Source organism: Pantoea pleuroti (assembly GCF_014156615.1).
GTDB classification, from domain to species: domain Bacteria; phylum Pseudomonadota; class Gammaproteobacteria; order Enterobacterales; family Enterobacteriaceae; genus Pantoea; species Pantoea agglomerans.
Window position 1 is genome coordinate 1 of sequence record NZ_SBFD01000019.1, and the last position, 25,790, is coordinate 25,790.

Consider the following 25,790-nt stretch of genomic DNA (forward strand, 5'->3'; position numbering starts at 1 on the left):
GTCAACCTCTATTTCAGAAGTTTTTCTCCGGCGGCGCAGTCTCCTGTGCCTCTCAACCCGTTTCCCGTTGCCGGTGTTCCGTGTCGATGGATGCGCATTATAGGGAGTTGTCTGAGAGGCGCAACCCATAAATTGCATAAAAAAGAGCGTTCGCTGCATTCCACAGCAAAAGCGGCTGTTATACGCAGTTACACACAATGTTATCCACATTAGTCGGGCCAGATAAATTTAGGCGAGCATCACGCAAACGTTTTCGCTACAATGCCGGGCGAAGTTCCGGACACCCCTTTTCGGGGCGTTACCTGAGGTTTTTGATTTTTTCTTCCTATATAGAGAAGAGAAAACCGCTGTAAAGCCTGATGTAACGCTCTTATATACGCGAAACAAAGCCAAGGGATAAACCACCATGCAACAAACTCGTCCTGTACGCCGCGCATTGCTCAGTGTCTCTGACAAAGCCGGTATCCTCGAATTTGCTCAGGCGCTCTCAAGTCGCGGTGTCGAACTGCTCTCCACAGGCGGAACAGCTCGCCTGCTGGCGGATGCGGGTCTGGCTGTCACAGAAGTCTCTGACTACACCGGTTTCCCGGAAATGATGGATGGACGCGTCAAAACCCTGCATCCCAAAGTGCATGGCGGCATTTTAGGTCGTCGCGGCCAGGATGATGCCATTATGGCGCAGCACGACATCAGCCCAATCGACATGGTGGTCGTTAACCTCTATCCCTTTGCACAGACCGTCGCCCGTGAAGGATGTTCACTGGAAGATGCAGTGGAAAATATCGACATCGGTGGCCCGACCATGGTGCGCTCTGCTGCCAAGAACCATAAAGATGTGGCAATCGTGGTCAGCAGCGGCGACTACGATGCGATCATTGCCGAAATGGATGCCCATGAAAATGGTCTGAAGCTTGAGACCCGTTTCGATCTGGCGATCAAAGCGTTTGAACACACTGCCGCGTATGACAGCATGATCGCTAACTACTTTGGCAGCCTGGTGCCCGCCTATCACGGTGATCGTAATCAGCCCGCCGGCCGTTTCCCGCGTACTCTGAATCTGAACTTCATTAAGAAGCAGGATATGCGCTACGGTGAAAACAGCCATCAGGATGCTGCCTTCTATATAGAAGAGAACATCACTGAAGCTTCAGTGGCGACTGCCCGGCAGGTTCAGGGCAAAGCGCTCTCCTATAACAATATTGCTGACACGGATGCTGCACTGGAGTGCGTCAAAGAGTTCAGTGAACCCGCCTGCGTCATCGTCAAACATGCGAACCCTTGTGGCGTAGCGACCGGTGACTCGCTGCTGGCAGCCTATGATCGCGCTTACCAGACCGATCCGACCTCCGCATTTGGCGGTATCATCGCCTTTAACCGCGAGCTGGATGAAGCAACTGCGCAGGCCATTATCAGCCGCCAGTTTGTTGAGGTGATTATCGCGCCAGCGGTTTCCGAGGCTGCGCTGAAAATTACCGCCGCGAAGCAGAATGTCCGTGTCCTGATCTGCGGCCAATGGCAAAACCGTACTGCCGCACTGGATTTCAAACGTGTCAACGGGGGTCTGCTGGTACAGGATCGCGATCTCGGCATGGTCGATGCCAGCCAGCTGCGCGTAGTCAGTAAACGTCAGCCAACGGAACAGGAACTGCGTGATGCGCTGTTCTGCTGGAAAGTGGCGAAGTTCGTTAAGTCTAACGCCATTGTTTATGCACGCGACAACATGACCATTGGTATCGGTGCCGGACAGATGAGCCGTGTCTATTCCGCTAAGATTGCCGGCATTAAAGCAGCCGATGAAGGTCTGGAAGTAAAAGGATCAGCCATGGCGTCGGATGCCTTCTTCCCGTTCCGTGATGGTATTGATGCGGCAGCCGCGTCAGGCGTGAGCTGCGTCATCCAGCCTGGCGGCTCTATCCGCGATGAAGAGGTGATTGCAGCGGCTGATGAGCACGGCATTGCCATGATCTTCACCGACATGCGTCACTTCCGCCATTAATCGTTCTGGAGAGAAACAGATGAAAATTTTAGTAATCGGTAATGGCGGACGTGAACATGCTCTGGCCTGGAAAGCAGTCCAGTCGCCGCTGACGGAAACCGTGTTTGTGGCGCCGGGTAACGCAGGTACCGCATTAGAGCCTGCGCTGCAGAATGTCGCGATTAGTGCGACTGATGTTCCTGCCCTGCTTGAGTTTGCCCGGCGTGAAAAGATTGATCTGACGATTGTCGGCCCCGAAGCGCCGCTGGTAATTGGCATCGTGGATGCCTTCCGTGAGGCCGGGCTGGCTATCTTTGGTCCGACTCAGGCCGCTGCGCAGCTGGAAGGCTCTAAGGCTTTCACTAAAGATTTCCTGGCGCGTCATCAGATCCCGAGTGCGGAATACCAGAACTTCACCGAGGTTGAGCCCGCTCTCGCGTATCTGCGTGAGAAAGGCGCCCCTATCGTCATCAAAGCCGACGGTCTGGCCGCAGGTAAAGGCGTGATTGTGGCGATGACGCTGCAGGAAGCTGAGGATGCGGTTCAGGATATGCTGGCCGGTAACGCCTTTGGCGATGCGGGACACCGCATTGTGATTGAAGAGTTTCTGGATGGCGAAGAAGCCAGCTTCATCGTGATGGTGGACGGCGAGCATGTGCTGCCTATGGCCACCAGCCAGGATCACAAACGCGTGGGCGATGGCGATACCGGTCCGAACACCGGCGGAATGGGTGCCTACTCTCCGGCTCCGGTTGTCACCGATAAGATCCACCAGCGCGTTATGGATCAGGTTATCTGGCCGACCGTGCGCGGCATGGCAGCTGAAGGCAATGTCTATACCGGTTTTCTCTATGCCGGTCTGATGATCGATCACACCGGGCAGCCGAAAGTGATCGAATTCAACTGCCGCTTCGGCGATCCAGAGACTCAGCCGATCATGCTGCGTCTGCAGTCGGATCTGGTCGATCTTTGCCTGGCCGCCTGTGACGGTAAGCTGGATCAGAAAACGTCACAATGGGATCCCCGCCCTGCGCTGGGTGTGGTCCTGGCGGCGGGCGGTTATCCGGGTGACTACACTCAGGGCGATCAGATTCACGGTCTGCCACTGGAAGAAGTTGCTGACGGCAAGGTATTCCACGCCGGAACACGGCTGGAAGAGGATCGGGTGCTGACAAACGGTGGCCGCGTGTTGTGCGTAACCGCGCTGGGCGACGACGTGGCCGCGGCACAAAAGCGGGCTTATGAGCTGACAAAACCGATCTCATGGCAGGGCAGCTTCTGTCGCCGCGATATCGGCTACCGCGCCATTAATCGCAAATAAGTTCAGGGGGCACCAGGTGCCCCCTTTTCAATTCACATATCTTCTTCTGTCGGCTGCTGTGAGCAGTCATCCTGCTGACTGACCCGCAATAGCTGTATCCCTTCCGGCGCTTCAAGCCATGACACCATCAGCGGTGTCGATGCGCGTTGCTGCTGCTGTGTCAGCATCTGCAGAGCGTCGGCGTCAAAAGCCGGTCTGACCTGCTGGCCTTCGCAACTCTCCAGCACATTGTTTCCCAGCCAGTGTCCCTGTCTGAGGAACACCTGACCGCTTAATAGCGCATCGCTGAGGTTACGCATCCGCTCGGCATCAAACTTATAGAGCTCAACCGCATCCGGACTGACCGCTTCACGCCGGCCTGAAAGCTGGCGCTGCATAAAGTTAAGACCGCCAGCCTGGTCAAAGCGCAGGGTCACATCATCAGGCTGGTTGCCCTTCACCTGACGCTGGATGCTGATCAACGACTCTTCCAGCCAGACATAATCCGTCACTTCACCCTCACCGCCACTGAACGGCGTATAGAAGGTGCGGATATGGACCGACTGGTGGTCGCTGTTTTTACGCCAGATACGAACAACACCACGATCGGCAAGATAGCCACTGGCAGAAAAGGGGGGAATATCCGGAGTAGAGCTGCAACCGAAAAGAAACAGGGAGAGAAACAGAACAGATAAACGCTGAAACAGCGGGGTCATGATGGCTGGCCTCTTAAACAAAAGGGGCGAAACGCCCCCTGTTTTAAAGCTTAACCGCAGTGCGACGTCTTACTTAACGGCGTCTTTCAGCGCTTTACCAGACACGAATGCCGGTACATTTGCTGCAGCGATTTTGATCTCTTTGCCAGTCTGCGGGTTACGACCGGTACGCTCAGCGCGGTGGTTCACTTTAAAAGTACCAAAACCAACCAGTTGTACAGCATCACCATCTTTCAGAGACTCAGTGATCGCAGCCAGAGTAGATTCCAGCGCTGCCTTTGCCTGGGTTTTAGACAGGTCAGCTTTTTCTGCGATCACATCAATCAGTTGAGTCTTGTTCATAAGTTATCCTTAAAGTGTATTTATCGCTTGCTAAGCAACGAGTGCGAGGGAAAAGCCATATTCTGGCACTCTTCTGCCTGCACGCACCGATAGCCACAATTTTCAGCCCCCCAAATGTAGACCAGACAGGGGGCCAATGTGAAGCCTCCAGGCGCGCTAATTCGGGCCTGAAGTCACGTTTTATCGCCTTACTGCTGGAAATTTATACCGATGTTGCTAATTCCAGCTTCACGCAGGTCAGATCGCAGACCTTTAATCAATTCAAGGTCGCGCTCTTCACACTCCGCCAGCAGGCGGAAAATCTCCCACTGAAGGTCCCACTCATCGATGATAGCCGGGTTTTCACGCAGCTCTTCGTCGGTCATTTCGCGTCCAGCCTGGGTCATTTCCAGCATGGCGATAGTGGTAATTGAGGTCTCGCTGACTTCAATTGCATGCTCAAGAGTTTCACCGCTCAGCTGCGCATGTACGACTTCGCTTAATGCCACACATGCATCGATAGCCGGATAAACGCCGTAAACCTCAAACGCATCACCATCCGGAATGGCGGCTTCGAGCTTTTCCAGCTGGCTGTCGAAGTTAATCTTCGCATCTTTGACCGTCAGGTTTTCCCAGATCAGATCAAGAATACGGCGATAGAGTGCCGGATCGGCAAATTCAGTCTGCTCGCAGAACGCGCGATAGTTGGGATACATGCGCTCGCACAGGCAGGCCATAAAAGTAAGGTGCTGCCAGCTTTCCAGCTTCGCCAGACGCAGATGAACGGGATTTTGTAACATAAAGGTGGCTCTTATTCGTTTCGCTGGCCGCAGTGTAACTGCAAAACCGCAGCACAAACAGTGTTAAAGCGCGTTTTGCCAGCGCTGGAAAGCGGTTCGGTTCGAGGCAACCGCGTCGGCCCAGCGGGTCGGTTCCGGCAGGCGGTAACCACGCGTACAGTTTTCGACCCACTGCAACGCGGTATCCAGGCTGACACGATGACCGGTGGCGACAAACAGCGGATTACAACGGAGCTTGCTGCGCCATACCCAGCCTATCTGCTCACCTTTGTCGATCAGTGGCTGGCTACTGCCAGGCTGCGCATCCAGATCGGCAAAACGGCCACACAGGCGACTTTTCGCGACACCAATGGTGGGCACATCGACCAGCAGACCAAAATGTGACGCGACGCCAAGTCGTCGTGGATGCGAAATACCGTGTCCATCTACAAACAGCAGGTCCGGCTTTTGCTCCAGCATCTGCCAGGCGGCCATCAGCGCTGGATATTCACGGAATGAGAGAAAGCCCGGAATATAAGGCATGGTGGTCTCAACGCGTGCGATGCGATGCTCCACCAGCTTTAAGGAGGGATACTCCAGTATCACCATCGCCGCCCGGGTGATGGTGCCTTCCTGCTCAAATCCAACGTCCGCCCCGCCGATAAAGCGGGGTGGCAGCACATCAAAGTCATCTTCACGCACCACATCAGCGGCGCGTTGTAACTGCTCAGCGCGAAGTGCGGCAATATCCATGATTACTCCTGATGCCAGGGACGTGATAAACGGTGTACCGCCTCAACAAAGACGCCCGCATTTTCGGGTGGGACATCCAGATGAATACCATGACCCAGATTAAAGACATGCCCGGTGCCCGAACCAAAGCGCTCCAGGATCCCAGCTACTTCCTGTTCGATACGCTCAGGTGCCGCATAGAGCATAGAAGGATCCATGTTGCCCTGCAGTGCGACTTTGTCGCCCACGCGACGGCGTGCGTCATCAATATCGGTGGTCCAGTCAAGACCCAGCGCGTCACAACCGGTGGCGGCCATCGCTTCCAGCCACTGTCCGCCGCCTTTGGTGAAGAGCGTCACCGGCACGCGGCGACCGTCGTTTTCACGCAGCAGGCCATCGACAATTTTGTGCATGTAATGGAGTGAGAATTCGCGGTAATCACGACCGGTCAGCACGCCGCCCCAGGTATCAAAGACCATAACGGACTGCGCACCGGCGCGGATCTGAGCATTGAGATAGAGGATGACGCTGTCGGCCAGCTTATCCAGCATCGCGTGGAGCGTAGCGGGATCGGCATACATCATCTTCTTAATTTTGGTAAACGCCTTGCTGCTCCCGCCTTCCACCATATAGGTGGCCAGCGTCCACGGACTGCCAGAGAAGCCAATCAGCGGCAGATCGCCGTTCAGGTTCTTACGGATGGTGCGGACAGCATTCATCACATAGCCCAGCTCCATTTCCGGATCGGGCACCGGTAAACGCTCAACGTCAGCGCGACAGGTCACAGGATTTGAGAAACGCGGGCCTTCGCCGGTTTCAAAGTAGAGACCCAGTCCCATCGCATCCGGAATGGTCAGGATGTCACTGAAGAGGATGGCGGCATCCAGCGGATAACGGCGCAGCGGCTGCAGGGTGACTTCACAGGCCAGCTCGGCGTTTTTACACAGCGACATAAAGTCACCCGCCTGGGCGCGTGTCGCTTTGTACTCCGGCAAATAGCGCCCGGCTTGTCGCATCATCCAGACCGGCGTGACATCAACCGGCTGACGTAACAGGGCACGCAAATAACGATCGTTCTTCAGTTCACTCATCTCAACACTCTCTCAATAACAGGCGTGTAGTGTAGCACTTTCACACTTCGGCGCGGCACAGGGCGACGGTATCTTCAATCAGGCGGCGCGCCACGGTGCCTGGCGGTGGCAGCAACGGCAGCTCATCAAAACGGAACCAGGCCGCATCCAGCAGCTCTTTACCGTCGTGCTGCAGATCGCCGCTGTCATACTCCGCCATAAAGGCTGTCATCAGCGATTGCGGGAAGGGCCACGGCTGGGAGGTAACGTAACGGACGTTTTTGACGCGGATATTGCTCTCTTCCATCACTTCGCGGGCAACGGCCTGCTCCAGCGTCTCGCCAACTTCCACAAAACCCGCCAGCACGGTGTAGACCTTGTTGCGATGGCGGGCATGATTCGCCAGCAGGATTTCATCACCGCGACGGATAGCCACAATGATGCAGGGTGCTATCTGCGGATAATAACGCTCGCGACAATGGCTGCAGAGACAGGCAAATTCATGTTTGCTTTGGTGCATTTCATGGCCGCAATAGCCGCACCAGCGATGAGAACGGTAGAATTCCGCCAGTTGCACACCGCGACCCACCAGCTGAAACAGCGCCACATCCTGATCGATCAGCTGTCGTACTGAGAACATATCGGCAGAGCGCGGCTCACAAATCAGCCAGACTTTTTCGCCCTGCCACTCACCGATGGTCCGGGCTTTACTGCCGGTCAAACCAAATTTTTCGGCGTTTCCGTGGGGTAAATCACCTTGTGGCAACCAAAGTTTCTGTTCATGGCTGACAATCCACCATCCAGCGTCTACGCTTGAGATTTCGCATTGCATTTATTTCGTCATCCTTAGCGTCAACTCGCACGCTGAAGTCCTGATGTTAAGTGTGTAGATAAACAACTATAACTCACATGGAGTTAGATATGCTTAACCAGTTAGACGTCCTGGCTGAACGCGTAGGTGGCAGTAATGAACTGGTCGATTCGTGGCTTGAAGCCCGTCGTCAGCTACTGGTGACCTATTATCACCTGGTCGGACTTAAACCAAACAAAGAGGCGCTGACACGTCTTGATGAGCAGGCTCTGGACAACTTCTGTCACGGTCTGGTCGATTATCTTTCTGCGGGTCACTTCAGTATCTATGAACGCGTGATCAGTGAAATGAGTGGCGACAGCCCGATGATTGCCGCCGCACAGATCTATCCACCGCTGGAAGCCAATACTGAGCGTCTGATGCAGCTGTATGACGGCCACCTGCAGCAGGCGATCGACGACGAAAACTGCATGACCTTCCAGCAGGCACTCTCCGAAGTGGGTGAAGTGCTGGAAGCACGCTTTACGCTGGAAGATAAGCTGATTCAGCTGGCATGGGACAACCAGCTTGTCCCCCCGCCGGTAGCCAATGACAGCCATATCGCGCGTCCGGCTTAATCATCATCTCCGGCAAAGGGGTTGAGATTATCCCGTAGCCCTTTTATGCTGAACAGGTTCTGAGGAGAGTGCTCCAAAGAACCTTTTTTATTTTTGCTTTGAAATATAAGGTTTTTACGCCTGGCACTGTTATCAGACACCAGCGTAAAAACAGCTTCTTGTCGGAGTGCCCAGTTGGGCTGAGACCGTTAATTCGGGATCCGCGGAACCTGATCAGGTTAGAACCTGCGAAGGGAACAAGAGTAAATATTCTCTGTATGCCAGCATGCTTACGCTGTCTATACGGTTACTCCTTCCGAACTCCGGACAAGCATCGTTCCCCCTTAACAGGAAGATTGCTATGTCTGTCCAAAAAACAACCCGTCGTGAACAGCGTGCCCAGGCGCAGGAATTTATCGATTCCCTGCAAAGCGGCAGTGCATTTCCCCAGTCCCGCCGCATCTGGATTACCGGCAGCCGCGAGGATATCCGCGTTCCCATGCGTGAAATCGTGCTAAGCCCGACCCACATCGGCGGCAGCAAAGAACAGCCTCTCTATGAGCAGAACGAAGCGGTACCGGTCTATGACACGGCGGGTGCCTATGGCGATCCCGCAGCACAGATCGATGTTCATCGTGGCCTGGAAAAGCTGCGCGCCCGCTGGATTGCTGAACGCGACGACAGCGAATTTCTCGAACAGAACAGCTCGGGTTATACCCAGCAGCGGCTGGCTGACGAGGGACTGGATCATCTGCGCTTCGATCAACTCCCGACACCGCGCCGTGCCCGCGCAGGCTGCTGCGTCACGCAATTGCACTATGCCCGTCAGGGGATCATCACCCCGGAAATGGAATTTATCGCACTGCGGGAAAACATGGGCCGTGAGCGAATCCGCAGTGAGGTATTGCTGCAACAGCATCCCGGCCACAGTTTTGGCGCGCATCTGCCCGCCAGTATCACGCCCGAGTTTGTGCGTCAGGAGGTCGCTGCCGGACGCGCCATCATCCCTGCCAATATCAATCACCCTGAATCGGAGCCGATGATCATTGGCCGCAACTTTCTGGTTAAGGTCAACGCCAACATCGGTAACTCGGCGGTGACCTCTTCTATTGAGGAAGAGGTGGAAAAACTGGTCTGGTCGACTCGCTGGGGTGCCGATACGGTGATGGATCTCTCTACCGGTCGTTATATTCATGAAACGCGCGAATGGATTTTGCGAAACAGCCCGGTACCAATCGGTACAGTGCCGATTTATCAGGCACTGGAAAAAGTGAATGGCGTGGCCGAGGCGCTGAACTGGGAAATATTCCGCGATACGCTGCTTGAGCAGGCGGAACAGGGTGTCGATTACTTCACTATCCACGCTGGCGTGCTGCTGCGTTATGTCCCGATGACGGCGAAACGTCTGACCGGGATTGTATCGCGGGGTGGATCTATCATGGCGAAATGGTGCCTGTCGCATCATCAGGAGAGCTTCCTGTATCAGCACTTCCGGGAGATTTGTGAAATCTGCGCCGCTTATGATGTCTCCCTGTCGCTGGGCGATGGCCTTCGTCCGGGTTCCATTCAGGATGCCAACGATGAGGCGCAGTTTGCCGAACTGCGTACCCTGGGCGAACTGACCCGTATTGCATGGGAATATGACGTTCAGGTAATGATTGAAGGCCCGGGGCACGTCCCGATGCATATGATCCGTCGCAACATGACCGAACAGCTCGACCTGTGCGATGAAGCCCCCTTCTACACTCTTGGCCCGCTGACCACCGACATCGCGCCCGGCTATGACCATTTCACCTCAGGTATCGGTGCCGCCATGATTGGCTGGTTTGGTTGCGCCATGTTGTGTTACGTCACGCCCAAAGAGCATCTCGGGCTGCCGAACAAAGAGGATGTGAAGCAGGGATTGATCACCTACAAAATCGCGGCGCATGCCGCCGATCTCGCGAAAGGCCATCCGGGTGCGCAGATCCGTGATAACGCTATGTCCAAAGCGCGCTTTGAGTTCCGCTGGGAAGATCAGTTTAATCTGGCGCTGGATCCCCATACGGCACGGGCAATGCATGACGAAACCCTGCCGCAGGAGTCGGGCAAGGTGGCTCATTTCTGCTCGATGTGCGGCCCTAAGTTCTGCTCGATGAAAATTTCCCAGGAGGTGCGCGAGTTCGCGGCACGTCAGGATACGCGCGCCGAGCCCGTTGAAGTAGGCATGGCGCAGATGTCAGACCGTTTTCGTCGTCGCGGCGGTGAGCTTTATCATCCCGCCGACGCCACTAAGGAGGAGTAACGATGCCCGCATTTCCCGCTACCGCCCCACGCCTGGGGCTTTATCCGGTGGTTGATAGCCCCGACTGGATTGAACGCCTGCTGGAGATGGGCGTTCGTACGCTGCAGCTGCGCATCAAAGATCAGCCCGATGAGGTCGCCGAGCCCGCCATCGCTCAGGCGATTGCACTGGGTAAACGCTATGACGCGCGCCTGTTTATCAATGACTACTGGCAGCTGGCGATAAAGCATCAGGCTTATGGCGTGCATCTGGGTCAGGAGGATCTCGATGTCGCCGATCTTGCCCGGATTCATCAGGCAGGATTGCGTCTGGGGCTCTCCACCCATGACGATACTGAACTGGACCGCGCACTGGCAATCCAGCCCTCTTACATCGCGCTTGGACATATTTTCCCGACGCAGACCAAAGAGATGCCTTCCGCGCCGCAGGGCATTGAGCAGCTGAAGCGGCATCTGACGCGCCTGACGCATATCCCCACCGTGGCAATTGGCGGTATTTCGATTGAACGCGCACCTGACGTGCTGGCAACCGGCGTGGGCAGTATTGCGGTGGTGAGTGCGATTACCCAGGCAGATGACTGGCGTGAAGCAACACGAACTCTGCTGGCGCTGGCAGAGCCTCACCAATAAGGAATTGTGGAAGCTGTCCCGCAGAGCGGCTGCAAAACCAGTAACGCCAGCGTTTCTGCCGGGAAAGTGACGCGCAAAAGCGTAAGTTGCTGCTGGCGTGCTCTGATGTAAAACCTTAACGTGGCCTCCGTCAGGTTAAGGTTATCTGACCAGGGCCGGTTCCCTCCTCTTGCCGGCCCTGCTTCTTCTTTTCGCTATGCGAGAGTAGAAACTGCAATCTGCGTTTCATGCTGGCACGAGAGCATGGCGCGTTCGACGGCTGCCCCCACCAGCGCCAGCGCCTTTTCAGTCTGCTCGTTGATCGGCAGCCCGTAGTTTAAGCGCAGACAATTACGGTATTTACCCGAGGCCGAAAAGAATGAGCCTACGGCTATCTGAATTTTTGACTCGCGCAATTCGCGATTGAGCCGGACCGCATCAAACGCTTCGGGGAGTTCTATCCACATCAGAAAACCGCCCTGAGGACGGGAAACGCAGATGCCGCAGGGAAAGTAGTGGCGCACCCAGCAGCTAAAGGTTTCATAGTTACGATGGTAGATTTGCCGCATCCGGCGCAGATGGGGCTGATAATGGCCCTGGCGGATAAATTCGGAGACCGCATGCTGAGGCTGTGTGGCGGTGGAACCTGTGACGATATATTTCATGTGCAGTACACGGTCGCGGTAGCGGCCGGGTGCAACCCAGCCGACGCGCAAACCTGGCGCCAGTGTTTTGGAAAAGGAGCTGCACAGCAGAACACGGCCATCGAGATCCAGTGCTTTAATGGTGGTTGGACGCGGATATTCCCAGGCTAACTCACCATAAACATCATCTTCAATGACCGCCGCGTCAAACCGCTGCGCCAGTGCCAGCAATGCCCGCTTACGTGGATCAGGCATGATAAATCCCAGCGGATTATTACAGTTCGGCACAACAACGACTGCTTTAATCGGCCATTGATCAAACGCCAGTTCCAGCGCTTCCAGGCTGATGCCGGTTACCGCATCGGTTGGGATCTCAATGGCACGAATGCCAAATCCGCGCAGGGTTTGCATGATCCCGTGAAACGAAGGCGACTCAACGGCAATGATATCGCCGGGTTCGCAGACCGCACGCACGGCTACCGATAACGCTTCATGGCAGCCGGTGGTAATAACAATATCATCGGCGGTGAGCTGGCAACCGCTGTCTATCGCCAGTCGTGCAACCTGTTGCCGCAGTGCGAGAACACCATAGAGGTTGTCATAATTGAGCAGCGCGATGTCCTGCTTCTGTGCCTGACGGCTGAAGGCTTTCCACAGCGGCTTAAGCGTCGGCTGCGTCAGATCGGGCATGCCGCTTCCCAGCTGCAACACATCATCTTCCAGACGACTGTTAATCAGCTCCAGCACCGCATCCCACTGCGTTACCTCAACCGGCCGCTGTGCGGGACGGGTCAGCGCAGGCATCGGGGGCGTCGCCTTACGCGAAGCCACAAAATAGCCAGAGCGCGACTGCGGCGTAATCATCTGCTTCTCTTCCAGCAGATGATAAGCCTGCTGCACGGTGCTGATACTGACGCCATGTTCGGCACTCAGACTGCGTACCGAGGGCAGGCGCTCACCACTGCGATATAAACCTTGTTCGATACGCTGAGCCAACAGCGTGGCCAGATGTTCATATCGCGTCATTGTATTTCCTCTGACTCAGTAGCTGAGCATTAACCGGTACAGTTATGCCTCTTTTTTACCATTCAGATCGCCATTACCGCAATCTGTATGTTAAAGAAAGGTGATTTTTGCGTCTGTATCATACAGAGCGATCCGCTGAGAATAGTCCTCAGACAATTCACTGAGGGCACTATCATGGGATACGACGAGAATCGCGCAGCTAAACCGTTTACAGGCACGCCTTACCAGCTGGTTCGCTATCTTTGGCGCAGTTATAAACGCTGGCAGCTGAGGCGTGAGACGCGCGTCATCCTGTCGAAGCTGAGTGACAGTCAGCTGAAAGACATTGGCCTTGGCCGCAACGACTGGAATGCCTGAATCAGAGACAAAAAAAAACCCTGCCGAGGCAGGGTTTTTATCAGGCAAAGGACGATTAATCGTCTTTGTTGCCGCCGAGACCGGCGTTCAACAGTTCAGCCAGGCTGGCTGAGGCTTCATCCGCAGTAACCTGCGGTGCAACCGGAACTTCACCTGCCGCTTTGCGGCGCATACGATCCTGATGGTACGCATAACCGGTACCGGCCGGGATCAGACGACCCACGATTACGTTCTCTTTCAGGCCGCGCAGTTCATCGCGCTTACCTGCTACTGCTGCTTCGGTCAGGACACGCGTGGTTTCCTGGAACGATGCTGCAGAGATGAACGATTCGGTAGCCAGTGACGCTTTGGTAATACCCAGCAGGTCACGCATGAAGGTTGCGCCAACTTTTCCGTTCGCTTCCAGATCACGGTTAGAGATCTTGATGCGAGAGAATTCAGCCTGCTCACCTTCCAGGAAGTCTGCACTTCCTGCGCTCACGATGGTTGCTTTACGCAGCATCTGACGAACGATGACTTCGATGTGCTTATCGTTAATCTTAACGCCTTGCAGACGGTAAACTTCCTGCACTTCGTTAGTGATGTAACGGGTCACCGCATGCACGCCACGCAAGCGCAGGATGTCATGTGGAGACTCTGGGCCATCGGAAACCACGTCACCGCGCTCAACACGTTCACCTTCGAACACGTTCAGCTGACGCCATTTCGGAATCATCTCTTCGTACGGCTCACTGCCATCCAGCGGAGTGATGACCAGACGACGCTTACCTTTGGTCTCTTTACCGAAGGAGATGATGCCGCTGATCTCCGCCAGAATAGCTGGCTCTTTCGGACGACGCGCTTCGAACAGGTCAGCAACGCGTGGCAGACCACCGGTAATATCCTTGGTACCGCCAGATTCCTGCGGAACACGCGCCAGCGTGTCACCAGCACTGATCTTCACGCCATCTTCCAGCTGAACAATCGCTTTACCAGGCAGGAAGTACTGAGCCGGCATGTCGGTGCCCGGAATCAGAACGTCGTTGCCGTTGGCATCAACAATTTTCAGCGCAGGACGCAGATCTTTACCGCCCGCAGTACGTTCAGCACTGTCCAGAACCACCAGCGAAGAAAGACCGGTTAAGTCATCTGTCTGACGGGTAATGGTCTGGCCATCAACCATGTCCGTGAAGCGAATGAAACCGCCCACTTCGGTGATGACTGGCATGGTATGCGGATCCCAGTTTGCGACGGTTTCGCCCGCTGCAACCTGCTCACCATCACCTTTCGCCATGGTAGAACCATAAGGAACTTTATAGCTCTCTTTGGTACGACCAAATTCGTCGATCATTTTCAGTTCAACGTTACGCGAGGTGATTACCAGCTTGCCTGCCGAGTTCGTTACCGACTTGGCGTTGGTCAGCTTGATGGTACCTTTGTTCTTCACCTGAATGCTGGATTCAGCAGCCGCACGTGATGCCGCACCACCGATGTGGAACGTACGCATCGTCAGCTGTGTACCTGGCTCACCGATGGACTGTGCCGCGATAACACCGATCGCTTCACCTTTGTTGATGATGTGACCACGTGCCAGGTCGCGACCATAGCAATGCGCACACACACCAAAGTCGGTTTCACAACCTACTACTGAGCGGACTTTCAGGCTATCGACTGAGTTCAGTTCCAGCACGTCACACCAGTGCTCATCGAGCAGCGTGTTGCGTGGAACCAGAATGTCAGCAGTACCCGGCTTCAGAACGTCTTCAGCGGTCACACGACCCAGTACACGTTCACGCAGTGGCTCTTTAACATCGCCACCTTCGATGACAGGTGTCATCATGATGCCTTCGTGTGTACCACAGTCATCTTCGGTAACAACCAGATCCTGTGCAACGTCAACCAGACGACGCGTCAGATAACCGGAGTTCGCCGTTTTCAGTGCGGTATCCGCCAGACCTTTACGTGCACCGTGGGTTGAGATGAAGTACTGGAGTACGTTCAACCCTTCACGGAAGTTCGCCGTGATTGGTGTTTCGATGATGGAGCCATCTGGCTTCGCCATCAGACCACGCATACCGGCCAGCTGACGAATCTGTGCAGCAGAACCACGCGCACCGGAGTCAGCCATCATAAAGATGCTGTTAAAGGAAACCTGTCGCTCTTCTACGCCGTCACGGTTAATAACGGTTTCGGTTGAGAGGTTTTCCATCATCGCCTTGGCAACACGTTCGTTGGCCGCTGCCCAGATATCGATGACTTTGTTGTAACGTTCGCCGGCGGTTACCAGACCAGACTGGAACTGCTCCTGGATCTCAGCCACTTCTGCTTCCGCTTCGGTGATGATTTCCACTTTCTTCTCTGGAATAACCATGTCGTCGATGCCGACAGACGCGCCTGAACGGGCTGCGTAAGCGAAACCGGTGTACATGGTCTGGTCAGCAAAGATAACGGTCGGCTTCAGGCCCAGAATGCGGTAACAGGTGTTCAGCATTTTGGAGATAGCTTTTTTGCCCAGCGCCTGGTTAACGATGGAGAAAGGCAGACCTTTTGGCACGATCATCCACAGGATGGCACGGCCAACCGTGGTGTCGATGATGCTGGTTTTAGCAACCCACTCATCCTGCTCATTTTTCTCGTGTTCGGTGATACGCACCTTAACGCGAGCATGCAGCGATGCGAGGCCAGCGCGATAAATACGCTCAGCTTCTTTCGGGCCAGTCAGCACCATGCCTTCGCCTTTGGCGTTAACACAGTCACGGGTCATGTAGTACAGACCCAGTACAACGTCCTGAGAAGGAACGATGATTGGCTCGCCGTTCGCAGGTGACAGGATATTGTTGGTCGACATCATCAGCGCACGCGCTTCCAGCTGGGCTTCCAGCGTCAGCGGTACGTGAACAGCCATCTGGTCACCATCGAAGTCGGCGTTATATGCCGCACAAACCAGCGGGTGCAGCTGGATTGCTTTACCTTCGATCAGAACCGGTTCAAAGGCCTGAATACCCAGACGGTGCAGCGTAGGCGCACGGTTCAGCAGAACCGGGTGCTCACGGATCACTTCGTCGAGGATATCCCAGACAACCGCTTCTTCGCGCTCAACCATTTTCTTCGCGGCTTTGATGGTGGTGGCCAGGCCACGCAGTTCCAGCTTGCCGTAAATGAACGGTTTGAACAGTTCGAGTGCCATTTTCTTCGGCAGACCGCACTGATGCAGGCGCAGGTATGGACCTACGGTGATAACCGAACGACCAGAATAGTCGACACGTTTACCCAGCAGGTTCTGACGGAAACGACCCTGCTTACCTTTGATCATGTCAGCCAGTGATTTCAGCGGACGCTTGTTGGAACCGGTGATCGCACGACCACGACGACCGTTGTCCAGCAGTGCATCGACCGCTTCCTGCAACATACGCTTTTCGTTGCGCACGATGATATCTGGCGCAGCCAGATCCAGCAGGCGTTTCAGGCGGTTGTTACGGTTGATCACGCGACGATAGAGATCGTTCAGATCCGACGTTGCGAAACGGCCACCATCCAGCGGTACCAGCGGACGCAGATCCGGTGGCAGAACAGGCAGCACGGTCAGGATCATCCACTCTGGCTTGTTGCCAGACTGTACGAACGCTTCCAGCAGCTTGATGCGCTTGGTCAGTTTTTTACGTTTGGTTTCGGAGTTAGTTTCGTTCAGCTCTTCACGCAGCTGCTCGCACTCCTGCTCCAGATCCATGTTTTTCAACAGGGCCTGGATCGCTTCGGCGCCCATTTTGGCGTCGAACTCGTCACCGAACTCTTCCAGAGCGTCAAGGTACTGCTCTTCAGTCAGAATCTGACGCTTTTCGAGGTTGGTCATGCCACCTTCGATTACCACGTAAGATTCAAAGTAGAGCACGCGCTCAATGTCACGCAGTGGCATATCCAGCAGTAAGCCGATACGCGATGGCAGTGACTTCAGGAACCAGATGTGCGCAGTCGGGGACGCCAGTTCGATGTGGCCCATACGCTCACGGCGTACTTTAGTCTGGGTCACTTCAACGCCGCACTTCTCACAAATCACACCACGGTGTTTCAGGCGCTTGTATTTGCCGCACAGGCACTCATAGTCTTTTACCGGCCCGAAGATACGGGCACAGAACAGACCATCGCGCTCTGGCTTAAAAGTACGGTAGTTAATGGTTTCTGGCTTTTTCACTTCACCAAAAGACCAGGAACGGATCATGTCTGGCGAAGCCAGCGCAATTTTGATCGCATCAAACTCTTCGGTCTTAGTTTGCGCTTTCAGAAACTTAAGTAAGTCTTTCACGGATTAGCTCCCGTCGGAGTGAGACTCAGAGGGCGTCCAACCGAAATTGAACGCCCCGTAACCAGTACAATTGCGAGCGCTTTAAACCCTGCGCTTTCAGGCGGCGGCGAACCGCAGCCTGAAAAGGGGTTACTCGTCTTCCAGCTCGATGTTGATACCCAGCGAGCGAATCTCTTTCAACAGTACGTTGAAGGATTCCGGCATGCCCGGTTCCATCTGATGGTTACCGTCAACGATGTTTTTATACATCTTGGTACGGCCGTTGACGTCATCAGACTTAACGGTAAGCATTTCCTGCAGGGTATACGCGGCACCGTATGCTTCCAGTGCCCATACTTCCATCTCACCAAAGCGCTGACCACCGAACTGCGCCTTACCACCCAGCGGCTGCTGAGTAACCAGGCTGTAGGAACCGGTTGAACGTGCATGCATCTTGTCATCAACCAGGTGGTTGAGTTTAAGCATGTACATGTAGCCAACGGTTACCTGACGTTCGAACTGCTCACCGGTACGGCCGTCAAACAGGGTAATCTGACCGGAAGAAGGCAAGCCGCCGAGCTGCAGCAGCTCTTTGATTTCGCTCTCTTTCGCGCCATCAAACACCGGAGTGGCGATTGGCATACCTTTCTTCAGGTTCTCAGCCAGACGCAATACTTCGTCATCGGAGAAGGTGTTCAGGTCAACTTTCTGACGCAGATCGCTACCCAGGTCATAGGCGCGCTGGATGAATTCGCGCAGTTTCGCGACGTCTTCCTGCTTTTTGAGCATGGCGTTGATCTTCTCGCCGATGCCTTTCGCTGCCATACCCAGGTGGGTTTCCAGAATCTGACCAATGTTCATACGCGATGGTACGCCCAGCGGGTTCAGAACGATGTCAACCGGCGTGCCGTTTTCATCGTAAGGCATATCTTCAATCGGGTTGATCTTGGAGATAACACCTTTGTTACCGTGACGGCCTGCCATTTTGTCACCCGGCTGAATCTGACGCTTAACAGCCAGATAAACCTTAACGATTTTCAGCACGCCTGGTGCCAGATCATCGCCCTGGGTGATTTTACGACGCTTACCTTCGAGTTTTTTCTCAAACTCGTGCTTCAGTTCGTCGTACTGCTCTGCCAGCTGCTCCAGCTGGTTTTGCTTGGCTTCGTCAGTCAGACCCAGTTCCAGCCAGCGCTCGCGCGGCAGCTTGTCCAGTTTGTCTGCTTCAACGCCACCAGAAATTAATACGTTCTGAATACGGCTGAACAGGCCCGCTTCCAGAATCTGCAGTTCTTCAGACAGGTCTTTCTTGGCCTGCTTCAGCTGCATCTCTTCGATTTCCAGCGCACGTTTGTCTTTTTCCACGCCATCGCGGGTAAAGACCTGAACGTCGATCACGGTGCCTGACACGCCATTCGGTACGCGCAGTGACGAATCTTTCACGTCAGAGGCTTTTTCACCGAAGATAGCGCGCAGCAGTTTCTCTTCTGGCGTCAGCTGGGTTTCACCTTTCGGCGTAACCTTACCAACCAGAATGTCGCCACCGGTCACTTCAGCACCGATGTAGACGATGCCTGACTCATCCAGTTTAGAAAGTGCAGCTTCACCCACGTTCGGGATATCAGCGGTAATCTCTTCCGGCCCCAGTTTGGTGTCACGCGACACGCAAGCCAGTTCCTGAATGTGGATAGTCGTAAAGCGATCTTCCTGTACCACACGCTCGGAGACCAGGATGGAGTCTTCGAAGTTGTAACCGTTCCACGGCATGAACGCTACGCGCATGTTCTGGCCCAGCGCCAGTTCACCCAGATCGGTGGACGGGCCATCTGCCAGCACGTCGCCGCGCTCAACCGGCTCACCCAGAGAAACACATGGCATCTGGTTGATGCAGGTGTTCTGGTTAGAACGGGTATATTTGGTCAGGTTATAAATGTCGATACCGGCTTCGCCAGCATGCATTTCGTCTTCGTTAACTTTGATAACGATACGTGATGCGTCGACGTACTGTACGGTACCGCCACGTTTGGCAACGGCAGTTACACCGGAGTCAACGGCAACAGCACGTTCCATACCCGTACCAACCAGCGGCTTATCAGCACGCAGAGTTGGAACGGCCTGACGTTGCATGTTCGCACCCATCAGGGCGCGGTTAGCATCATCGTGTTCCAGGAACGGGATCAGTGACGCACCGACAGAAACGATCTGTTGAGTCGAAACGTCCATGTAGTCAACCTGATCGCGGCTGAACAGGCTCGATTCGCCTTTGCTACGGCAGGTGACCAGGTCATCAACAAACGCACCGTTATCATCAAGAGGGGCGTTCGCCTGAGCGATAACGTAGTTACCCTCTTCGATAGCAGAGAGGTAGTGAATCTCGTCAGAAACCAGACCGTCGATAACACGGCGGTAAGGCGTCTCAAGGAAACCGTACTCGTTGGTCTGTGCATACACAGACAAGGAGTTGATCAGACCGATGTTCGGGCCTTCAGGGGTTTCGATTGGGCAGACACGACCGTAGTGCGTTGGGTGTACGTCACGCACTTCGAAGCCGGCACGCTCACGTGTCAAACCACCCGGGCCGAGAGCAGAGATACGACGTTTGTGCGTAATCTCTGACAGCGGGTTGTTCTGATCCATAAACTGAGAAAGCTGGCTGGAACCAAAGAACTCTTTCACCGCGGCCGAAATCGGCTTCGCGTTGATCATGTCCTGTGGCATCAGGGTATCAAGGTCGCCCAGTGACAGACGCTCTTTAACCGCACGCTCAACACGTACCAGACCGACACGGAACTGGTTCTCAGCCATTTCACCAACTGAACGAATACGACGGTTACCGAGGTGGTCGATATCGTCCACTTCGCCTTTACCGTTACGGATGTCGATCAGCTTCTTCATCACTTCGATGATGTCATCTTTGCTCAGGATTCCTGAACCTTCGATTTCATCACGCAGCAATGAACGGTTGAACTTCATACGACCCACAGCAGAAAGATCGTAACGATCTTCAGAGAAGAACAGGTTCTCAAACAGGTTCTCTGCTGCTTCGCGTGTTGGCGGCTCACCAGGACGCATCATGCGGTAGATCTCAACCAGTGCGCTCAGACGATCGCTGGTTGGGTCGACACGCAGGGTCTCGGACATATATGGACCGTGGTCCAGATCGTTGGTGAACAGCGTTTCGATGCGCTTGTGACCGGACTGGCTCAGCTTGGCCAGCAGATCCAGTGACAGTTCCATGTTCGCTGCAATGATCAGCTCACCGGTGCTTTCATCGATGTAGTCTTTAGCGACCACTTTGCCCGCGATATATTCAACCGGAACTTCGATGTGCTGAATGCCATCTTTTTCCAGCTGACGGATATGGCGCGCAGTAATACGGCGTGCTTTTTCGACGTAGACGGTGCCGTTCGCTTCGATATCGAAGGTCGCAGTTTCACCGCGCAGGCGCTCAGGCACCAGCTCCATCTGCAGCTTGTTGTCGCGGATTTCAAACACCACTTTCTCGAAGAAGATATCGAGGATCTGAGGTGTAGTGAACTGCAACGCACGCAGGATGATAGTGGCCGGCAGCTTACGACGACGGTCAATACGGACAAACAGGTTATCTTTCGGGTCAAACTCAAAGTCGAGCCATGAACCGCGGTAAGGGATGATACGTGCGTTGTAGAGCACTTTACCCGATGAGTGGGTTTTACCCTTATCGCTATCAAAGAACACGCCAGGACTACGGTGCAGCTGAGAAACGATAACGCGCTCGGTACCATTGATAACAAAGGTACCATTGTCGGTCATGAGCGGAATTTCGCCCATGTAGACTTCTTGTTCTTTAATGTCTTTTACGGTGCCTTCTGGCGCTTCGCGCTCATAGACCACCAGACGCAGTTTCACGCGCAGCGGTGCCGAATAGGTCACGCCACGGATCTGACACTCTTTCACGTCAAAGACAGGTTCACCCAGGCGATAGCTGACATACTGCAACTCAGAGTTGCCGCTGTAGCTCGCAATAGGGAATACAGAGCGGAATGCAGCTTCCAGTCCGTACTGACCTTCTGGATCTTGCTCGATAAACTTCTGGAACGAGTCGAGCTGGATGGAAAGGAGATAAGGTATGTCCAGTACTTGCGGACGTTTACCAAAATCCTTACGAATACGTTTTTTCTCGGTATAGGAGTAAACCATAGGGTTCCTCAGCTAGCTGACAAGTCGACCCACGCTGTCCGTCCTGACAGGACAGTTCATGCAACACGATTTTGTTTGATTCACTGGCTGCGCAGCAGCAGTGCAATACCTCTTTCTATCACGCTTAAATCATTTCATCGCTGTTGCGAGGGCAGGGAACCCGCACAGGTAGAGCGGTATATTAAGTCGTCGATAGAGAAAGATATTGAAGAGTAACAATGGACAAACAGTGTGAAACCCCATTGAGACCCTGTAGCGCAAAAAGGCTGGTGACCAAAAAGTCACCAGCCATCAGCCTGAAACTACTCAGACTGCAACCCGAGGGCTGTCTTACTTAACTTCAACTTCAGCGCCAGCTTCTTTCAGAGCAGCTTCAAGTGCAGCTGCGTCATCTTTGCTGATCGCTTCTTTGATTACGCCAGTTGCTTCAACCAGATCTTTGGCTTCTTTCAGGCCCAGACCAGTTGCAGTACGTACGGCTTTGATTACTGCAACCTTGTTCGGGCCAACAGCTTTCAGGACTACGTCGAATTCAGTTTTTTCTTCAACAGCTTCAGCCGGGCCCGCAGCAACAGCTACAGCAGCAGCAGCAGAAACGCCGAATTTTTCTTCCATAGCAGAAACCAGCTCAACTACTTCCATTACGGACATCGCTGCAACAGCTTCCAGAATTTGGTCTTTAGTAATAGACATGACAATTGTTCCTAAGAATCAGAAAAAGTTTATACGTAAGCAAGTACGAAGAAAAGAATATGGCCTTAAGCCGCTTCTTTTGCATCGCGTACAGCAGCCAGAGTGCGGACCAGTTTGCCGGCAGCGGCTTCTTTCATGGTCGACATCAGACGTGCCAGTGCTTCTTCGTAGGTCGGCAGCGTTGCCAGACGGTCAATATTGGCCGCCGTGATCAGCTCACCTTCAAAGGCTGCAGCTTTGACCTCAAATTTTGCATTCGCTTTCGCGAAATCTTTGAACAGACGAGCAGCAGCGCCCGGGTGTTCCATAGAATATGCAATCAGGGTCGGACCAACAAACGTGTCTTTCAGGCACTCAAACTGAGTTCCTTCAACGACGCGGCGCAGCAGGGTGTTACGAACAACACGCATGTAAACGCCAGCTTCACGGCCTGCTTTACGCAGTTCGGTCATTTTATCAACGGTAACGCCACGGGAATCCGCAACAACCGCTGAAAGCGCACCTTTGGCTACTTCGCTGACTTCAGCAACAATCGCTTGTTTGTCTTGAAGATTTAATGCCATTAGCTTTTGCTCCTGGATTTGACCGGGAAAGGATTTCCCCGGAACTCACTTCACTTACTCACCCCGAAGGGAAATAAGCGCTCGAACACGGTGAGCAGAATCCAGCTAAGAAAAAATTCTTTTGGTTCTGTCACCGTCTACGCAGGGTATTAAGCGGAATATCCGGAGATAAACAGCTCCTGCGGTCTTGGACGGAGGCCAGGATAAGGCCTGGCTCCAACCTAAATTCTGTGCGACGCAGCAGAGTCAGAGGGAAAGGCGATAAACGCAACAATCAGTTCTGGCTCTCTGGTGTCCTGTTCCGTTAATAACAGAACAACGGGCGTAAGATTCTAGGTGAATTTTTCGCCCGTTTCAAGCAGCAATTAGTTTGCTGTTGCGTTCAGACCAGCCTGGTCAACGGCAACGCCGGCGCCCATGGTGGTTGAAAGGCTAACTTTCTTGATGTACACGCCTTTCGCCTGAGATGGTTTTGCTTTTTTCAGCGCAACCAGCAGAGATTCCAGGTTTTCTTTCAGTTTGTCAGCGTCAAAGTCCACTTTACCGATGGTAGTGTGGATGATGCCGTTTTTGTCGTTACGATAACGAACCTGACCCGCTTTAGCGTTCTTAACCGCTTCAGCAACGTTAGGCGTTACAGTACCGACTTTCGGGTTTGGCATCAGGCCACGTGGACCCAGAATCTGGCCCAGCTGGCCAACAACGCGCATTGCATCCGGAGAAGCAATCACAACGTCAAAATTCATTTCGCCTTTCTTGATCTGATCAGCCAGGTCTTCCATGCCTACCAGCTCAGCGCCTGCTGCTTTAGCAGCTTCAGCGTTGGCGCCCTGGGCGAAGACAGCAACACGTACTGAACGACCAGTACCGTGTGGCAGAACGGTCGCGCCGCGAACGTTCTGATCAGATTTACGTGCGTCAATGCCGAGGTTGACAGCAACGTCAACGCTTTCAACGAACTTGGCAGTAGCCAGTTCTTTCAGCAGAGCAACAGCTTCAGCAATATCATACTGCTTGGTCGCGTCAACTTTGTCGCGAATTACGGTCATGCGCTTGGTCAGCTTAGCCATTTCTTAGTCCTCTACTACCAGGCCCATGGAACGAGCAGTACCTTCGATTGAGCGAGTCATCGCTTCAACGTCAGAACCAGTCATGTCCGCAGCTTTGGTTTCTGCGATTTCACGTACCTGAGCACGAGTCACTTTACCGACTTTATCTTTGTTCGGCTTACCAGAACCAGACTTGATGCCCGCTGCTTTTTTCAGCAGTACGGCAGCCGGAGGCGTTTTGGTAATGAAGGTAAAAGAACGGTCGCTGTATACGGTGATAACAACTGGAGTCGGCAGACCTTTTTCCAGAGATTCGGTCTTAGCGTTGAACGCTTTACAGAATTCCATGATGTTAACACCCTGCTGACCCAGAGCTGGACCAACCGGTGGACTTGGGTTCGCCATACCAGCTGCAACCTGCAGCTTGACGTAGGCTTGGACTTTCTTAGCCATGATATTTCCTCAATTGGGTTATAGCGCCTGTAAAGGCTCCCCGTGATAACGATTTACACGCTGTTGCCAGCGCATAAAAACAAAAGGCGCGAAATTGTAGTTAAATTTCGCGCCTGCTGCAACAGCTAATTTGTGAGCGGAAAGAGGTTAACCTTTCTCCACCTGACCGAAGTCGAGCTCAACCGGCGTCGCACGTCCAAAGATGGAAACGGATACCGTCAGGCGGCTCTTCTCGTAATCCACATCTTCAACCACACCGTTAAAGTCAGCAAAAGGACCGTCATTAACGCGAACCATTTCACCTGGCTCAAACAGCGTTTTCGGACGAGGCTTATCGCCGACCTGCTGCAGACGGTTCATGATCGCATCAACTTCTTTATCGCTGATAGGTGCCGGACGGTCAGATGTACCGCCGATGAAACCCATCACGCGTGGGACGCTGCGTACCAGATGCCAGCTGGCGTCATTCATCACCATCTGAACCAGTACGTATCCCGGGAAAAACTTGCGCTCGCTCTTACGACGCTGGCCACCACGAATTTCAACGACTTCTTCAGTCGGAACCATGACGTCGCCAAACAGCTCTTCCATGTTGTGCAATTTGATATGCTCGCGCAGCGATTGTGCTACGCGGCCTTCAAAACCGGAAAACGCCTGTACGACGTACCAGCGTTTCTTTGGAGCTTCAGACATCTCAGAACCTCAGGCCAGTGATAAACGATACCAGACGGACCAGAATACCATCCAGCCCCCACAAAATCAGTGACATCACGGCAGTTACCGCGGCAACGATTAACGTGGTGTGCAGCGTTTCCTGGCGGGTTGGCCAGATAACCTTACGCATTTCTGTTCTTGCTTCACGAGCAAAAGCCACGGTCGCTTTGCCTTTGGTCGTTAAAAGCGCAATGCCGCCAGCCGCTGCAATCAGTACAACTACGGCTAAAGCACGCAGTGGCAGTGACACATCACGATAGAGGTAGTTACCTACAATCGCTGCAAGCAGCAGTAACACGACTACTACCCACTTTACCGCTTCCAGGCCACGCCCGCTCCCTTGAGCTTCGGTATTCGCACTCATAAACCAACCTGCCACAATAATTCAGAAACTATTCTGCCCCGCAGTGCGAGGCGTCCAAACCGAATGAGCTTTTGGGGCGTAACTCGGTATCCAACGCCGCATAACAGAGCCTGTCTCAGCAATGATTATGATTCAAAAAATCACTGATGAGCCAGGTTCTATGAAACAGCGTGCAAAAAGGGCATCAAATGATGCCCTTTCCGTGTGCATTGCGTCAAACGTTATCGGTAATTATGCGATAACTTTAGCAACAACACCCGCGCCAACGGTACGGCCACCTTCGCGGATTGCGAAGCGC

Annotated in this window: 22 protein-coding genes and 1 riboswitch; of the genes, 6 read left to right on the forward strand and 16 right to left on the reverse strand. The window is 53.9% G+C overall.

Annotation, left to right across the window (positions count from 1 at the left end; translation table 11 throughout):
- The first annotated feature begins 406 nt into the window (after positions 1-406).
- Both purH and purD read left to right on the forward strand, forming a co-directional pair.
- The gene (purH, locus tag EPG66_RS22625; RefSeq protein ID WP_069025629.1) at positions 407-1,996 is read left to right on the forward strand and encodes a bifunctional phosphoribosylaminoimidazolecarboxamide formyltransferase/IMP cyclohydrolase; all 1,590 of its coding nucleotides are present in this window, start codon (positions 407-409) and stop codon (positions 1,994-1,996) included.
- Between the two features lie 19 nt (positions 1,997-2,015).
- A complete protein-coding gene (purD, locus tag EPG66_RS22630; protein WP_182688167.1) occupies positions 2,016-3,296 on the forward strand; it encodes a phosphoribosylamine--glycine ligase in 1,281 nt (426 codons plus the stop codon).
- Between the two features lie 32 nt (positions 3,297-3,328).
- On the opposite strand, the gene EPG66_RS22635 is transcribed toward purD, so the two are convergent.
- The 6 genes from EPG66_RS22635 to nudC all read right to left on the reverse strand — a co-directional run bounded on the left by EPG66_RS22635 (position 3,329) and on the right by nudC (position 7,725).
- Positions 3,329-3,991 carry a DUF1481 domain-containing protein gene (locus EPG66_RS22635; RefSeq protein WP_064704173.1) on the reverse strand — a complete coding sequence of 221 codons (663 nt, stop codon included), beginning with the start codon at positions 3,989-3,991 and terminating at the stop codon, positions 3,329-3,331.
- 69 nt (positions 3,992-4,060) lie between these two features.
- Entirely contained in the window at positions 4,061-4,333 is a 273-nt protein-coding gene (hupA, locus tag EPG66_RS22640) for a nucleoid-associated protein HU-alpha (protein ID WP_003850136.1), read from the reverse strand.
- Between the two features lie 188 nt (positions 4,334-4,521).
- Positions 4,522-5,112 (reverse strand): YjaG family protein, encoded by a 591-nt coding sequence (locus tag EPG66_RS22645; RefSeq protein WP_010261070.1) that lies wholly within the window; start codon positions 5,110-5,112, stop codon positions 4,522-4,524.
- A 63-nt stretch (positions 5,113-5,175) separates the two neighbouring features.
- Positions 5,176-5,844, reverse strand: coding sequence for a deoxyribonuclease V (nfi, locus tag EPG66_RS22650; RefSeq protein WP_182688169.1), 669 nt, complete (start codon positions 5,842-5,844; stop codon positions 5,176-5,178).
- Between the two features lie 2 nt (positions 5,845-5,846).
- Entirely contained in the window at positions 5,847-6,914 is a 1,068-nt protein-coding gene (hemE, locus tag EPG66_RS22655) for a uroporphyrinogen decarboxylase (RefSeq protein WP_010672222.1), read from the reverse strand.
- Between the two features lie 40 nt (positions 6,915-6,954).
- Positions 6,955-7,725 carry an NAD(+) diphosphatase gene (gene nudC, locus EPG66_RS22660; RefSeq protein WP_010672223.1) on the reverse strand — a complete coding sequence of 257 codons (771 nt, stop codon included), beginning with the start codon at positions 7,723-7,725 and terminating at the stop codon, positions 6,955-6,957.
- An 89-nt stretch (positions 7,726-7,814) separates the two neighbouring features.
- On the opposite strand from nudC, the gene EPG66_RS22665 reads away from it, so the two are divergent.
- The 3 genes from EPG66_RS22665 (at position 7,815) to thiE (ending at position 11,213) form a co-directional block, all read left to right on the forward strand.
- The gene (locus EPG66_RS22665) at positions 7,815-8,321 is read left to right on the forward strand and encodes an Rsd/AlgQ family anti-sigma factor (RefSeq protein ID WP_010261059.1); all 507 of its coding nucleotides are present in this window, start codon (positions 7,815-7,817) and stop codon (positions 8,319-8,321) included.
- A 152-nt stretch (positions 8,322-8,473) separates the two neighbouring features.
- Positions 8,474-8,574, forward strand: a riboswitch (TPP riboswitch).
- Positions 8,575-8,661: 87 nt separating this feature from the next.
- On the forward strand, positions 8,662-10,584 hold the full coding sequence (gene thiC / locus EPG66_RS22670) for a phosphomethylpyrimidine synthase ThiC (protein WP_083070739.1): 1,923 nt from the start codon (positions 8,662-8,664) through the stop codon (positions 10,582-10,584).
- A gap of 2 nt (positions 10,585-10,586) precedes the next feature.
- Positions 10,587-11,213, forward strand: coding sequence for a thiamine phosphate synthase (gene thiE, locus EPG66_RS22675; RefSeq protein WP_039387143.1), 627 nt, complete (start codon positions 10,587-10,589; stop codon positions 11,211-11,213).
- Between the two features lie 194 nt (positions 11,214-11,407).
- Here the strand turns inward: thiE and EPG66_RS22680 are convergent, their stop codons facing one another.
- On the reverse strand, positions 11,408-12,862 hold the full coding sequence (locus EPG66_RS22680; RefSeq protein WP_182688171.1) for an aminotransferase-like domain-containing protein: 1,455 nt from the start codon (positions 12,860-12,862) through the stop codon (positions 11,408-11,410).
- A 174-nt stretch (positions 12,863-13,036) separates the two neighbouring features.
- On the opposite strand from EPG66_RS22680, the gene EPG66_RS22685 reads away from it, so the two are divergent.
- On the forward strand, positions 13,037-13,219 hold the full coding sequence (locus tag EPG66_RS22685; protein WP_033787304.1) for a DUF1127 domain-containing protein: 183 nt from the start codon (positions 13,037-13,039) through the stop codon (positions 13,217-13,219).
- Between the two features lie 55 nt (positions 13,220-13,274).
- On the opposite strand, the gene rpoC is transcribed toward EPG66_RS22685, so the two are convergent.
- From rpoC to EPG66_RS23310, 9 genes are all read right to left on the reverse strand, one after another.
- Positions 13,275-17,498, reverse strand: coding sequence for a DNA-directed RNA polymerase subunit beta' (rpoC, locus tag EPG66_RS22690; RefSeq protein ID WP_010261049.1), 4,224 nt, complete (start codon positions 17,496-17,498; stop codon positions 13,275-13,277).
- Positions 17,499-17,627: 129 nt separating this feature from the next.
- Entirely contained in the window at positions 17,628-21,656 is a 4,029-nt protein-coding gene (rpoB, locus tag EPG66_RS22695; protein WP_010261046.1) for a DNA-directed RNA polymerase subunit beta, read from the reverse strand.
- 330 nt (positions 21,657-21,986) lie between these two features.
- Positions 21,987-22,349: a 50S ribosomal protein L7/L12 gene (gene rplL, locus EPG66_RS22700; RefSeq protein ID WP_008927142.1), complete on the reverse strand. Its 363-nt coding sequence runs from the start codon at positions 22,347-22,349 to the stop codon at positions 21,987-21,989.
- Between the two features lie 65 nt (positions 22,350-22,414).
- Positions 22,415-22,912 (reverse strand): 50S ribosomal protein L10, encoded by a 498-nt coding sequence (gene rplJ, locus EPG66_RS22705; protein WP_003848098.1) that lies wholly within the window; start codon positions 22,910-22,912, stop codon positions 22,415-22,417.
- Between the two features lie 365 nt (positions 22,913-23,277).
- Entirely contained in the window at positions 23,278-23,982 is a 705-nt protein-coding gene (rplA, locus tag EPG66_RS22710) for a 50S ribosomal protein L1 (RefSeq protein ID WP_010261038.1), read from the reverse strand.
- 3 nt (positions 23,983-23,985) lie between these two features.
- Positions 23,986-24,414 carry a 50S ribosomal protein L11 gene (rplK, locus tag EPG66_RS22715; RefSeq protein WP_006121495.1) on the reverse strand — a complete coding sequence of 143 codons (429 nt, stop codon included), beginning with the start codon at positions 24,412-24,414 and terminating at the stop codon, positions 23,986-23,988.
- Positions 24,415-24,561: 147 nt separating this feature from the next.
- Entirely contained in the window at positions 24,562-25,107 is a 546-nt protein-coding gene (gene nusG / locus EPG66_RS22720) for a transcription termination/antitermination protein NusG (protein ID WP_003848088.1), read from the reverse strand.
- A gap of 1 nt (position 25,108) precedes the next feature.
- A complete protein-coding gene (gene secE, locus EPG66_RS22725; RefSeq protein WP_008927141.1) occupies positions 25,109-25,492 on the reverse strand; it encodes a preprotein translocase subunit SecE in 384 nt (127 codons plus the stop codon).
- A 231-nt stretch (positions 25,493-25,723) separates the two neighbouring features.
- The coding region (locus tag EPG66_RS23310) for an EF-Tu C-terminal domain-related protein (protein WP_130634147.1) at positions 25,724-25,790 on the reverse strand (67 nt) is incomplete at its 5' end.

Bases quoted from the DNA above. Each gene is read 5' to 3' on its own strand.
- purH (WP_069025629.1), top strand. From the start codon at position 407: ATGCAACAAACTCGTCCTGTACGCCGCGCATTGCTCAGTGTCTCTGAC.
- nusG (WP_003848088.1), bottom strand. From the start codon at position 25,107: ATGTCTGAAGCTCCAAAGAAACGCTGGTACGTCGTACAGGCGTTTTCC.
- thiE (WP_039387143.1), top strand. From the start codon at position 10,587: ATGCCCGCATTTCCCGCTACCGCCCCACGCCTGGGGCTTTATCCGGTG.
- secE (WP_008927141.1), bottom strand. From the start codon at position 25,492: ATGAGTGCGAATACCGAAGCTCAAGGGAGCGGGCGTGGCCTGGAAGCG.
- nfi (WP_182688169.1), bottom strand. From the start codon at position 5,844: ATGGATATTGCCGCACTTCGCGCTGAGCAGTTACAACGCGCCGCTGAT.
- rplJ (WP_003848098.1), bottom strand. From the start codon at position 22,912: ATGGCATTAAATCTTCAAGACAAACAAGCGATTGTTGCTGAAGTCAGC.
- rpoB (WP_010261046.1), bottom strand. From the start codon at position 21,656: ATGGTTTACTCCTATACCGAGAAAAAACGTATTCGTAAGGATTTTGGT.
- EPG66_RS22685 (WP_033787304.1), top strand. From the start codon at position 13,037: ATGGGATACGACGAGAATCGCGCAGCTAAACCGTTTACAGGCACGCCT.
- EPG66_RS22680 (WP_182688171.1), bottom strand. From the start codon at position 12,862: ATGACGCGATATGAACATCTGGCCACGCTGTTGGCTCAGCGTATCGAA.
- EPG66_RS22635 (WP_064704173.1), bottom strand. From the start codon at position 3,991: ATGACCCCGCTGTTTCAGCGTTTATCTGTTCTGTTTCTCTCCCTGTTT.
- purD (WP_182688167.1), top strand. From the start codon at position 2,016: ATGAAAATTTTAGTAATCGGTAATGGCGGACGTGAACATGCTCTGGCC.
- rplA (WP_010261038.1), bottom strand. From the start codon at position 23,982: ATGGCTAAGCTGACCAAGCGCATGACCGTAATTCGCGACAAAGTTGAC.
- rplK (WP_006121495.1), bottom strand. From the start codon at position 24,414: ATGGCTAAGAAAGTCCAAGCCTACGTCAAGCTGCAGGTTGCAGCTGGT.
- rplL (WP_008927142.1), bottom strand. From the start codon at position 22,349: ATGTCTATTACTAAAGACCAAATTCTGGAAGCTGTTGCAGCGATGTCC.
- hupA (WP_003850136.1), bottom strand. From the start codon at position 4,333: ATGAACAAGACTCAACTGATTGATGTGATCGCAGAAAAAGCTGACCTG.
- hemE (WP_010672222.1), bottom strand. From the start codon at position 6,914: ATGAGTGAACTGAAGAACGATCGTTATTTGCGTGCCCTGTTACGTCAG.
- EPG66_RS22645 (WP_010261070.1), bottom strand. From the start codon at position 5,112: ATGTTACAAAATCCCGTTCATCTGCGTCTGGCGAAGCTGGAAAGCTGG.
- thiC (WP_083070739.1), top strand. From the start codon at position 8,662: ATGTCTGTCCAAAAAACAACCCGTCGTGAACAGCGTGCCCAGGCGCAG.
- nudC (WP_010672223.1), bottom strand. From the start codon at position 7,725: ATGCAATGCGAAATCTCAAGCGTAGACGCTGGATGGTGGATTGTCAGC.
- EPG66_RS22665 (WP_010261059.1), top strand. From the start codon at position 7,815: ATGCTTAACCAGTTAGACGTCCTGGCTGAACGCGTAGGTGGCAGTAAT.